Genomic DNA, 12,534 nt, shown 5'->3' with positions numbered 1-12,534 from the left:
CCAATATAGAAAGTGTGGAAAATGAGTCGGATTGTAGATTATTTTGATAATGCCTGTGAGAAATACAGTGAGAGAACCGCCTTTATAGATATCCAAGGAGAAAAAGTAAAGAAAGTAAGCTTTGATGAACTAAAAACAGATGTTGACAGGGTTTGTGACAGGCTGGTTGAAAGAGGAATGAAACAAAAGGAAAGGGTGGTACTTTTTGTATCTCCGTCTTATGAACTTTTGGTATTTATGCTTGCCTGTCTGAAACTGGGAGTTTCCCTTATGATAATTGATATCTGGGCAGGAAAACACTTGATTAAAAAGACACTTGAGGAATATCAGGCAGAATATATAGCGGTTTCAGGCAAGACAAAACTGCTTCGGCTTGCATTCAGAGAGTTTAGAAAGATTAAAGATACAATTCTGATAGACAAAGTATTTGAAGAAAATCGAACTGAAAGTATGGGGAGAACACAGGAAAAGTCCCGACTTTCCAAGATTTTAGGAAGTGAAGTGGCAGTTCTTACAATGACTACAGGCTCTACCGGAAAACCAAAGATTATTTTAAGAAGCCACGAAGACCTTTACAATCAGTTGGAATTGGTGCGAAGCAATATGGAAGAAAGAAAAGAAGAAACAGTCGCCCTGAATACTTCTTTTATGTACCATTTTGTAAATATTTTAAATGGTTACAGTGGAATTTTGCTACATTCTAAAAAACCTAAACTTCTTAGAATGTTTCGTAAAAAAGGGCAGTCACAAAAGCTTCCGGCTCAGGTACTTTTTACCAGTCCTGATTTTTGTATGCAGACGGAAATTCTCTTCCCAAGACTGGAGGAGCTTTATTTTGGAGGGGCGATTTTGAACCTGTATGAAGCGGAAAAAATCAGGAAGAAATTTCCGAATGCCAAAATCACCTACATCTATGGGGCAACTGAATGTAATCTGATATGCAAGACAAATCTGGATGACTATATAAGCAGTTTGAAAGAGGGACAGACAGTGCTTGGAGAAGCGGTGAAGGGAGTTTGTATCAAGACTGATGATAAGCAGGAAATTATGGTACACTCAGATGTGGTGTTGACAGATTATCTAAACCCTGAAAATAAACGTGGAGAAGTTGATAAAGAGGGGCGGTACTGGAACAAAACCGGAGATTTGGGACGGATAGAAAATGGAAAACTGTACTACTTGGGTAGAAGGGATGTCTTTGTTAAAGGAAAGAATGGAAACCTATTTTCAAATGATTTGGAGCAGGAAATTGTCCGAAGTTTTTCAGGAATAAGAAAATGTGCTTTTTTCTATCATGATGGGAACAACCATCTTTTTATAGAGGGAGATTTTCCTGAGGAAGCAGAATTGAGAAATTTTGTAAAAGAAAGAGAAATAGGGGAAGATGTGATTATTAACTGTATTGCTAAAATTCCCTGCGATGCAAAGCATCATAGTAAAATCAACTATAACCGACTGAAACGAATGGCTGAAAAAAAGACAGAAAAAGAAAAGCCTAAGAGGAAAAGCTAAAAAGAAAAGCCTAAAAAAAGCTTAAGAAAAAAACTAAAAGTAAAAGCTAAGAAAAATAGCTAAGAAAAGAAGTTAAGAAAAATATTTAAGAAAAATATTCAAGAAAAATAACTAAGAAGAGAAGATATAAGGAAGTAAAAATGGGAAATAAAGTTGCAGAGATTTTGCTTGAAAATCATAAGAGATGGAAGGAACATGAGTATATTTTTGAAAAAGAGAATGGAGTGTTTCGTTCTCATACCTATGGGGAGTTTTATGAGGATGTTCTTAATGTCGCCTCCTACTTAAAAGAACAGGGTTTAGTGGGGGAAAGGATTGCTATATTCGGAGCAAATTCTTATGCCTTTATGGTAGCTGATGTAGCTGTGATGGCATTTATAGGCTGTTCGGTGATGTTTGCAGAGCAGTGGACAAGGAAGGATCTTTTGCATATTATGCAGACGGTTGATGTGGATGCTATACTTTATGATTCATCAAAAGAAGAAATTTTTACTGATTTGAATATTCCTAATAGGGATACAAGATTTATTTCGTTTACAGAACTGCTTAAAAATGAGAAGAAAAGCGAGCTTACCCCTTATTCGGTGAATGATGAAGTTTGCTCACGAATTGTATTTTCTTCGGGAACTACCGGAGTGCCGAAGGCGGTTATGCTCTCACAAAAAAATATGTTTGTGAACTTAGAGAACCTTTTAAAAAGGGCATTGATGACAGAGAAAGACTCCGCTTATCTGTTTTTGCCGCTTAGCAATACCTATGGCGGGCTTTGTAATTTTTTATATTCCCTACATACCGGTATGCGGATTTATCTGTGCAGTGATAAAAACCGTATTGTAGAGGAATTGCTTGAAGTAAAGCCTACTATTCTCAGTACAGTACCTATTTTCCTTGAGAAAATCTATATTGCCAAACAACAAAAAGGACTTTCACCATCTGCCCTGCTTGGTGGCAGGACAAGGATAGTATTTTGCGGAGGAACAATCTTAGAAAATCATTTGCGTGAAATGATGGCTGAGGAAGGGATTACTCTGTTAAATGCCTATGGGCTTTCTGAAACGGCTTCTATAATCAGCATAGAATATCCAAATGAACAGGAGAATGGTTCAGCGGGTGCGGTTTTTGAAAATCAACAAGTGAGGATTGACCGGCCGGATGAGAACGGAGTGGGAGAAATTCTTGTAAAAGGGGAGAATATATTTATAGGCTACTATGGCAGAGAGGATTTTTACAAAAGCTTTTTTACCGATGACGGATATTTCAGAACCGGTGACCTCGGTTATTTAGTAGGAAATAAATTGTTTTTTAAGGGGAGAAAAAAGAGAGTAATTATCGGAAAGAATGCGAGAAATATCTATCCCGAAGAACTGGAAACCATCATTTTGGAAACTGTTAATGCGGAAGCCTGCAAGGTATTTGAACGAAATGATAAGCTTTGTGTGACTATATTTATGAGTGAGGAAGCAGAAGCAGAAACTTTGCTGAACTGTATTAATAAAAAACTGCCTAAATATTGCCATTTGACAGAGTGTGAGGTGGTAAGGAATAGTATGGATAGGAAGTGGAAGTAGAATTTGACATTATTTTCTGCTAACTATAAAATGATGTGGATGTCAGTAGATAAAAAATTCTCTTGAAAATAAATTTTCATCGAATTTTATACTTTTGACACTTGTATTATAAAACAACCTCCAGAAAAGAGGATTCCTATGTTTAATATAGAAGAAGAACTAAAAAAACTGCCCAGTAAGCCCGGAGTTTATATTATGCACAACGAACTGGATGAAATCATATATGTAGGAAAAGCCATAAGCCTAAAAAACAGAGTTCGCCAGTATTTCCAAAGCATAAACAGGCATTCGCCAAAAATTAAGCGAATGGTTGAAAATATAGACCATTTTGAATATATAATCACAGATTCGGAATTGGAAGCCCTTGTACTTGAATGTAATTTGATTAAGGAGCATCGCCCTAAATACAATACAATGATGAAGGATGATAAAAGCTATCCTTATATCAAGGTGACAGTGGATGAGGAGTTTCCGAGAGTGATGTTTACCAGAAAAAGAGGGAAGGATAAGGCAAAGTATTTTGGTCCCTATCCTGCCCATATAAGCGAAACCTTGGAGCTTATTCATAAAATATATAAAATAAGAACCTGTAGAAGAAATCTGCCAAAGGATATAGGTAAAGAACGCCCTTGCCTTAATTATCAGATAGGCAGATGTGACGGTGTCTGTCAGGGTTATGTGGAGTCTGCGGAATACAAAAAGAGGATTGATGAAGTAATTAAATTTTTAAATGGTGATTATGAGCCTATATTAAAAATGATTACCGATAAGATGATGGAAGCCTCTGAAAAGCTTGAGTTTGAAGAAGCCGCTAATTACAGGGATATGTTAACTCATGTAAAACGCTTCAGTGACAGACAGAAGATTAATTCCAATGATAATGTGGATGACAGGGATGTGCTTGCACTTGCAAAGGCGGGTAAAGAAGCGGTTATGCAGGTATTTTTCATACGTGCCGGCAGACTGATAAGACGTGAACATTTTTCCTTGGACAATGTAGGCGATGATGAAAAAGGAGCTATTTATACTGATTTTATAAAGCAGTATTACACCGGTACTCCGTTTATACCGAAGGATATAATGCTTGCAGATGAGCCTGAGGAAAAAGAACTTTTAGCACAGTGGCTGGCTACAAAAAGAGGAAATAAGGTAAATATCCTTGTGCCTAAAAGAGGAGAAAAGGCAGGGCTTACAGAGCTTGCCTATAAGAATGCAGCCATGGTGCTTAATCAAGACAGCGAAAGAAACAAGAGGGAACAGGCAAGAACTCTGGGAGCAGTTAAGGAACTTAAAGAGCTACTTGGAATTAAAAATGATATAAAACGGATAGAATCCTACGATATCTCCAACACCAGCGGATTTGAAAATGTCGGCTCCATGGTTGTTTTTGAAGATGGCAAGCCTAAGAAGAATGACTATAGGAAGTTTAGAATTAAGGGGGTAGTAGGTCCAAATGACTATGCTTCTATGGAAGAGGTGCTTACAAGAAGATTTGAGCATGGTCTTAAAGAAAAAGAAGAACTGAAAATTTTAGAGAAGGCAGGTATGATAAAGGAAGGCAAATTTGCCCATTTCCCTGACATAATTTTAATGGACGGTGGCAGAGGTCAGATAAATATCTGCCTTAAGGTGCTTGAGAAACTTGGCATAGATATAGCTGTGGCAGGTCTTGTAAAAGACGACAGACATAGGACAAGGGGCATATATTACAATAATGTAGAACAGCCAATCGACACACATGGAGAGCTTTTCAAGCTTATAACAAGGATACAGGATGAAACCCACAGGTTTGCCATAGAGTACCACAAGCTTTTAAGAGGCAAAAATCAGGTTCACTCTGTGCTTGATGATATAAAAGGAATAGGAAAGGTAAGAAGAAAGGCTCTGATGAAGCATTTTGCCTCTCTCGATGATATTAAGGCTGCTACAGAGGAAGAACTGGCTGCTGTGGAAGGTATGAATGAAGGAGCAGCCAGGGCTGTGCGGGAGTTTTTTAGGGAATAATCTGGAACGTTATCAGCGTATCGGCAGTTAAATGGTGGAATCACGTATGATCAACTCGGTTTCGTACTCGCAAAAGACATGAGGTGAATCAGGAAACTGAATTCTCTCAAGAATCTGCTTTGCGGCGGCGATACCGAGATATTTTTTTGGAGTGCTTATAGTAGTAAGTGCAGGTGAAATTCTTGAAGCGGCAGGTATGTTGTCAAAGCCGATAACACTGACGTCTTTTGGTATGCGAAAACCCAGAAATTGAAGAGCATATATCAGCTGCACCGCGGTCCAGTCATTTCCGCAGACGAATACATCCGGAAGTGATGACATTGCCTGTATCTTTTGGACAATAGTCTGGAAATTACGGAAATCTTCCTGTGTTTCATAAAGCATGCAGCTTTCGATGTCGAGTGAAAGCTGATGGGCACTCAGACTTTCGCACAGAGCATCATATCGCTCCTGAAATCCGCGACCGGCATTAGGAGAGTGAAGGTCGCCGATAAAACCAAATCGTTTTGTCCCCTTTTTTATCAACTGCTCTGTCAGATATTTTAAATGCTTCTTATTTTCCATAGTAACTACATCTATTCCGTTTAATTCCTCAAAAGGTACATTTGGCATATCTACCGATACAACCGGAAGGTGAAAACCTGCAAGTGCATTGCATATTACTTTATCGCAAATTTCAACCAGAATTATTCCTTTAACGAAAGGATCTGAAATTATTTTAGGAAAATTCAGTTGCTTAAGTTCACTATCGGACATAATGCTGATAGTGAGGTGATAGTGAGCATCTGAAAGAACCGATTCGATTCCTCGTAATACTGTGGTCCAGAATTCAGAGTCCGGAGCGTATGTTTTGGTCAGAAAAAGAATGGTTCCGTTGCTTGAAGATTCGGACGAGGGCAGATTGGTGCCGGTCAATCCCAAGTTCTTATACCCCATCTTTTGAGCAGTTTTTGTAACAAGGTCTCTGGTATTTTCAGAAACCTCAGCATTTCCCTTTAGTGCTTTAGAAACAGTATTTCTTGATAAACCGAGATGATCGGCAATATTCTGAATGGTACATTTCATAATTTATCTCCTTATAGCCCGACGGTTTGTAGGTAGATACAAACTACATTATTATGGGCAAAAAATTTACCGTTTATTACATTTAATAATATTATGCCACATTTTGGCAGAAATGAAAAGTAAAATTTTAAAAGTCTAAAATGCACGAAATGTAAAATAAAACTCTGATATTCTATTCATATTATACAAAAAGTATGCAAAAATAATATATAAAAAGTGGAAAAAATAAAATAATAGTGCAAAATATTGAAATAATGCAAAGTTAATGCTAATATAAATGCATAGAAATAAACAAACAAAATGTGCAAAGGGAGAGAAAATGGGAGATTTATTTTATCGTCCTGAACAGGCCTGGGTCGGTGATCTGATTCCTTATTATGAAGACGGAATTTATTATGGATTTTATCTGCATGATCCGAGAATAAGAGACAGGGAATTCGCAGAGGAAACAACCTGGCATCTGGTTACAACCAAAGACTTTGTAAAACTTACTTATAAAGGCGAAGCCATAGCAAGAGGAGGTGATAAGGAAGCAAACAAGAATGCTTATACGGGTTCGGTTATTAAGTGCAGAGAGGATGGATTGTATCACGTTTTTTATACAGCATTTAACGAAGATTTCAAAATACGGGGTAAGGCAATACAGTCTGTAATGCAGGCTACAGGAAAAACACTTGATAAGCTTGAAACGGTGAGAGAGTTTCTTTTCACATCTGACGGAGAGCGGTATGAGGAGTTTGACTGGAGAGATCCGTATGTATTTTGGAATGAAGATGATGGATGTTATTATATGCTGCTTGCTTCCAGAATGGCGGGTAGAGGAGCATTAAGAGGCGGTTGTATCGCTCTGTGTAAATCTTATGATCTTATGAACTGGACTTATGAGAAACCATTCTATGATCCCAAGATGTATATTACCATGGAATGTCCGGAGCTGTTTAAGATGGGAAACTATTGGTATCTGGTATTTTCTACATTTTCAGATCGGTTTACGACACATTACAGGATTTCAAAGAACTGGAACGGATCATGGGAGATTCCGGATGATGATGTATTTGATACAAGAGCTGATTATGCCATAAAAACTGCATCTGACGGTAAAAGAAGATTTGCTTTTGGCTGGATAGCAAGTAAGTATGGGAATACAGATTTTGGCCCCTGGGAATGGGGAGGAAATATGAACTTCCACGAGATAGTTCAGATACCTGAAACAGGGGAACTCAGAGTAAAAGCGGTTCAGGGCGTACTTGATTATTTTTCTGAGGATGTAAAGCTTGAATCTGAAGAGGTCTATAACGGAAGAATAGAAAATACAGGAACAGGAAGTAAACTGACATCAGATACTTTAGGTGCCCTGCTATATCCGGTAAAGGATGATACATTCAGATTGGATATGACTATAATACCCGGAAGGCAACACGAGTTCGGCATCGCTCTCCATGTTAATAAAGATATGGAAACGGGATATTTTTTGAGACTGGATACAAAAAGGCGTACGGTTGCCTGGGATTTGTGGCCTAGAAGCGAGCAGGGAAGGTATCAGTGGCAGATTAAAGGGGATGTTCCTTATCAGATAGAAACTGCGAGACTTCTCCCTGAAGCAGAAGAATACAGGGTACATATAATACGCGAAACTGATATCTGTGTGGTGTATATCAATGATGAAATAGCACTTTCAACAAGAATGTATGACCACAAAGGAGGATATGCGGGAATATATGTAGTTCAGGGTGAAGTAAATCTTGCTTGTTATAAAGAGAAAAGGAGAGAGTGATATGCGTAAAAAAATTATGAGTTTGTTGCTTGCGACAGGTATGGCTGTTACTTTGATGTCCGGGTGCGGCAATGCAAACAATGGTGACGGAAACACAAATAACGACGGGGGAGGTAGTTCCGTAAAACAGACTTCCGCATCCTCGTCGGCAAAATCCGGAAATAATGATGAAGTAACCACAGTAAAATGGTTTACATCGAGACCGGTTGACGGAGCTATAGATCAGGCAATGCATGAAATTGCGGATGAATACAGTGAGAAAATGGGCGGAAAATGGAAGATAGAATTTGAGACAACCGCAGACAGACCATCTTATCTGCAGAAACTCAAGACACTGATTGCCGGTGGTAATATGCCTGATATCATAGATATAGATGCTGATCCTTACTGTCAGGAGCTTGTAGATGCCGGAATGCTTGTAGATGTAAAGAAATTTTTGCAGGATAACGGCAAATATGACAGTTTCTATCCGACAGCTCTGAAGTACCAGGAATTTACAAACGGCTCTATGTATACGCTTCCTCTTGAATACCATGTTGAAATGACCTGGTATAATAAAGAAATCTTTAAGAAATACAATCTCTCGGCACCTAAGACCATGGATGAGTGGTTAACTGTGTGCAAGACACTTAAAGAAAATGGAGTAACCCCTATTTCGGTGGACGGAGTGGACAGATGGCCTATTCAGAGATATATAGCGATGATGCCTTTCAGAAGGTCGGGAAATGATTATATAATCAAACTTCGTGACGGTGAAGAAAAAATGTCGGACAAGGTGGGTAAAGAAGCGGCGACCTTTATGAAGGACATAGGACAGTATTTTAATGACGGATTTGCGGCTACAGATTATGCTACAGCTCAGTCTATGTTCTTGGATGGGAAATCGGCAATGTACTACATAGGCGACTGGGAAATTGCTGCAATGCAGGAAGCTTATGAGGCAGGAAAAGTGGATTATTTCTATCTGCCGACTGTTGCTGACGGAAAGACAGATGCAACGGAGTTCTGCGTGAATTCGGGAATCGGAATGGCATTTAATACCAAGACTTTTGATGAAAAAACTAAAGATTTTGCATTATATGTGCTGGATAATTATGGGAAAAAGTATGCTGCAAAGCAGCAGATGTCTCCGATTAAAACAGAGCTCCCTAAGGACATGAAATTCTCGGATTTATATATGAAAATTCGCGGAGATATGGAGAAAACGGGAGAACATTTCCTGAAACCTTGGGACACTTATCTGGATGCGGATACAAATACTACTATGCAGGACAATTTACTGCTGCTTGCATCGGGGGATATGTCGGTTGATGATTTCTGTAAGCTGATAGATGATTCTATTGCAATGAATGTGAAAAAGTAAAGATACCGGATGGAGCTGTTGCAGTATAATATTTAATGCGACAGCCCATCCGGTTTTAAAAATCATGGAGAACAAAATGGGTATAATCAAAAGTAAAAAATGGTTTTTGATATTTTTGCTGCCGGGACTGTTATTTTATATATTATCGGTTTTTTATCCGATTGAGGAGTCTATACGACTCAGTTTTATGTCGTGGAACGGAATCGGTGACAGAACTTTTGCCGGATTGCAGAATTATATAACCATGTTTAAAGACCGGACATTTTATAAGGCATTTATAAATAACCTTGTATATCTTCTGATTGTGGTAAGTATGCAACTTACAATAGGACTTGTCTTTGCGGTATTACTGACATTTATGAAAAAGCACGTAATCCTTATAAAGACACTGTATTATGTTCCCTGCATTATTACTACTGTCGCTATAGCGCAATTATTCAGAAGTATGTATGCTACAGAGCCGATGGGACTGATTAACCAATTTTTTTCTGCAATCGGTATGGATAATATGGTTACATCCTGGATTGCCAATATTAAAACCATGTTGGCGGCTGTGTCCATACCTGAAGGTTGGAGATTTACCGGAATGTACATGGTGATTTTCTATGCGGCACTGGTTTCACTTAATCCTTCGGTGTATGAGGCTGCAAAGGTGGATGGAGCAACTGAGCTTCAGATACTATTTAAAATAAAGCTTCCGCTTATCAAAAATATTATTCTACTGACACTTACTATGTGTCTGACAGGTGCATTGAGAGGATTTGACATTCCGTTCCTGCTTACCGGAGGAGGAGCGGGCAACTATAGTGAACTCCTTTCAACATATATGTACAAAAAGGCATTTTCAAACAACCAATATGGCTATGGAAGCGCACTTGCGGTATTTATTATTATAGAGAGCATATTGGTTGTGATCATACTTCGTAAAATCTTTGCAGAAAGGAAGGAGTGGAAAAAATCGTGAAAAAAAGAATAGGTAAAATTATATTTATTGCATTTATCCTTATCTTTCTGATTATACAGATCTATCCTGTGGTATGGCTTTTTATGGCCAGTGTTAAACCGACGGTTGAGCTCTCTACTTCTCCGTTTGCTCTTCCAAAATCAATAACTTTTGAGAATTTTATTAAGGTTCTCTCCGGAGGAAAGATAGGGCTTTATATGTGGAACAGTCTAAAAGTAACGGGAATTTCGCTGCTTTTGATTATTTTTCTTGGGGCTACCACCGGCTATGCCCTATCAAAATTCAAATCACGTTTTAAAAAGCAGATATATGCATTTTTTACTTTTGGTATTATGGTGCCCGTGCAGATTACACTCATACCTTTGTTCATATTCTATAGCAGAGCAGGAATATTAAATACCAGTTTTTCATTGGTACTGCCACAGGTTGGCTTCGCACTCCCTCTCTCGGTAATGATGTTTGTAAGCTTTTATAATTTTGTACCTGATGAACTTATAGAGGCCGCCATTGTGGACGGCTGCAATCCGGGCAGAATATTTGTAACAATAGTATTTCCTCTGGCACGTAATACAGTGATTACAATAGCGTCAATGTATAGTATACTTATATGGAATGATTTTATTTTTGCCAATACCTTCATAAGTGATACCAATGCCAAGACGGTGGCAATGGGGTTGAAGGACTTTGTCGGTGCATTCGGAAATGTAGACTGGGGCTCAACTTTTGCCGCCATCATCATTTCCATACTTCCGCCTATGATTATATACTTTGCGCTAAATAAATGGGTTACTGCGGGTATGACTATGGGGGCTACGAAGGGATGATTGGCAGAATAAAAAGATATAACTAATAGATAAGTATAACAAGGATTTTACTAATGAAAATAAAACTAATAGCAGCAGTAGACCTGCGCTTCGGCATAGGAAAAGATGGAAGCCTCTTATTCAAAATCCCTGAAGATCTGAGATTATTTAAGCAACTTACCACCGGTAATATTGTGCTGATGGGCAGGAAAACATTTGAATCCATTGGCTGTATTCCTTTGACTGACAGAATAAATATTGTAATCTCTTCTGCAAAGAAATATGAGAATGAAGACGTAATTAACTTTGATAATTATAAGACAGCTATAGAATACTGTAAGCAAATCTTTTCTGATAAAGACCTTTATATTATAGGGGGTGGGAAGATTTATGAACAGGGAATTAAATATGCCGATGAGATTATTTTGACTAAGTATAATAAGGTGTATGAGGATGTAGATACGTATTTTCCTGTAGACATAATGGATAATTTCTCAGAAGCTGATGTGATTATGGAAGGAAGTTATGAAGGCACAGAGTTTAAGACGACTGTATTTACAAGAAATATATAAGGCAGTAATAAATGACAGAAAGTGAAATTATGAAATTGAATAGTTAGTGTAACCCCAATTATTCACAAGATATTTCGTGAATAATTGGGGTATAATAATTCTCTGGCATTCCGATATATAAATTAAAGGCAAAGTTGTTTTATGTTTAAATGGGAGGTGTAATATGAAGATACAGGGAAATTTAATTAATAATTACAACTATAATAAATTAAATTTTAATGTAACATCATCAAAAGAAGACAAAAAAGCAGCTGATATAAGGAATGATTCTGTGGAAGATGAAAAGGCTGAGGCAGCCAAAGCTAAGCAGAGAGAGCTTGAGGAGGCCGCTGAGGAAATCAAAAGACAAGCAGAAGAAGCTAAAGAGCAAATGGAGGCAAAGAATAAGGAAACTCGAAAATTTGGGGCTATTTTAGAAATATTCAGAAGAATAGCAAAGGGAGATAAGGTTTCGCCTAAAGATGAGAGTGCCCTTATGGAATATGATATGAAACTTTATCTTACCGCAAAAAATGCTGCTCAGCTGGCTGCAAATAAGAAGACTAAAAAACACAAGAAGTCACTTATTGAAGAGCTTGAGAAAACGGATAAGGAAAGGCAGAGCAAAAAGGCTGAAGAGGCGACAAAAGAAACAGCTTCTGAAGAAGATACAAAAGTAGGGAAGGCGGAAGAAACAAACTCTTCCAAAGCCGGAAACCGTTTGGGAACAAAGGTTGATATTAGCATTTAACGAAGTATAATTGACTAATACATACGATTTATGCTAACATATATTTTAAGAATAAAGGTGGATTTCCACCTTTATTTTTTGGATAAAACTCTGTTAAAATGAATTAAAACCAATTAGATGATAGATAATCCCCAATTATTCACGTCATAGATCACAGACCTCTTATTTCATATAGTACA

The 12,534-nt window shown here is 37.9% G+C and carries 10 protein-coding genes; 9 read left to right on the top strand and 1 reads right to left on the bottom strand.

Annotated features, from left to right (window positions below):
* Positions 1-21: 21 nt before the first annotated feature.
* The 3 genes from GCWU000282_RS05380 to uvrC all read left to right on the top strand — a co-directional run bounded on the left by GCWU000282_RS05380 (position 22) and on the right by uvrC (position 5,084).
* On the top strand, positions 22-1,512 hold the full coding sequence (locus GCWU000282_RS05380) for an AMP-binding protein (protein WP_023354015.1): 1,491 nt from the start codon (positions 22-24) through the stop codon (positions 1,510-1,512).
* 140 nt (positions 1,513-1,652) lie between these two features.
* Positions 1,653-3,080, top strand: coding sequence for an AMP-binding protein (locus GCWU000282_RS05375; RefSeq protein ID WP_023354014.1), 1,428 nt, complete (start codon positions 1,653-1,655; stop codon positions 3,078-3,080).
* 138 nt (positions 3,081-3,218) lie between these two features.
* On the top strand, positions 3,219-5,084 hold the full coding sequence (uvrC, locus tag GCWU000282_RS05370; RefSeq protein ID WP_023354013.1) for an excinuclease ABC subunit UvrC: 1,866 nt from the start codon (positions 3,219-3,221) through the stop codon (positions 5,082-5,084).
* 27 nt (positions 5,085-5,111) lie between these two features.
* On the opposite strand, the gene GCWU000282_RS05365 is transcribed toward uvrC, so the two are convergent.
* Positions 5,112-6,149, bottom strand: a complete 1,038-nt coding sequence (locus tag GCWU000282_RS05365; protein WP_023354012.1) for a LacI family DNA-binding transcriptional regulator — start codon at positions 6,147-6,149, stop codon at positions 5,112-5,114.
* A gap of 319 nt (positions 6,150-6,468) precedes the next feature.
* On the opposite strand from GCWU000282_RS05365, the gene GCWU000282_RS05360 reads away from it, so the two are divergent.
* From GCWU000282_RS05360 to GCWU000282_RS05335, 6 genes are all read left to right on the top strand, one after another.
* Positions 6,469-7,923 carry a glycoside hydrolase family 32 protein gene (locus tag GCWU000282_RS05360; protein WP_035039616.1) on the top strand — a complete coding sequence of 485 codons (1,455 nt, stop codon included), beginning with the start codon at positions 6,469-6,471 and terminating at the stop codon, positions 7,921-7,923.
* Between the two features lies 1 nt (position 7,924).
* Positions 7,925-9,286 carry an ABC transporter substrate-binding protein gene (locus GCWU000282_RS05355; RefSeq protein ID WP_035039614.1) on the top strand — a complete coding sequence of 454 codons (1,362 nt, stop codon included), beginning with the start codon at positions 7,925-7,927 and terminating at the stop codon, positions 9,284-9,286.
* 76 nt (positions 9,287-9,362) lie between these two features.
* The gene (locus GCWU000282_RS05350) at positions 9,363-10,250 is read left to right on the top strand and encodes a carbohydrate ABC transporter permease (RefSeq protein ID WP_035039612.1); all 888 of its coding nucleotides are present in this window, start codon (positions 9,363-9,365) and stop codon (positions 10,248-10,250) included.
* Positions 10,247-11,074, top strand: a complete 828-nt coding sequence (locus tag GCWU000282_RS05345; RefSeq protein WP_035039610.1) for a carbohydrate ABC transporter permease — start codon at positions 10,247-10,249, stop codon at positions 11,072-11,074. The genes GCWU000282_RS05350 and GCWU000282_RS05345 overlap by 4 nt, the downstream gene beginning before the upstream one ends.
* Positions 11,075-11,127: 53 nt before the next feature.
* Positions 11,128-11,625, top strand: coding sequence for a dihydrofolate reductase (locus GCWU000282_RS05340; RefSeq protein ID WP_023354007.1), 498 nt, complete (start codon positions 11,128-11,130; stop codon positions 11,623-11,625).
* 163 nt (positions 11,626-11,788) lie between these two features.
* Positions 11,789-12,355: a hypothetical protein gene (locus GCWU000282_RS05335; protein ID WP_023354006.1), complete on the top strand. Its 567-nt coding sequence runs from the start codon at positions 11,789-11,791 to the stop codon at positions 12,353-12,355.
* Positions 12,356-12,534 lie beyond the last annotated feature (179 nt).

It is taken from the genome of Catonella morbi ATCC 51271 (genome assembly GCF_000160035.2).
GTDB lineage: Bacteria > Bacillota > Clostridia > Lachnospirales > Lachnospiraceae > Catonella > Catonella morbi.
This window is presented reverse-complemented; position numbering and strand designations above follow the sequence as displayed.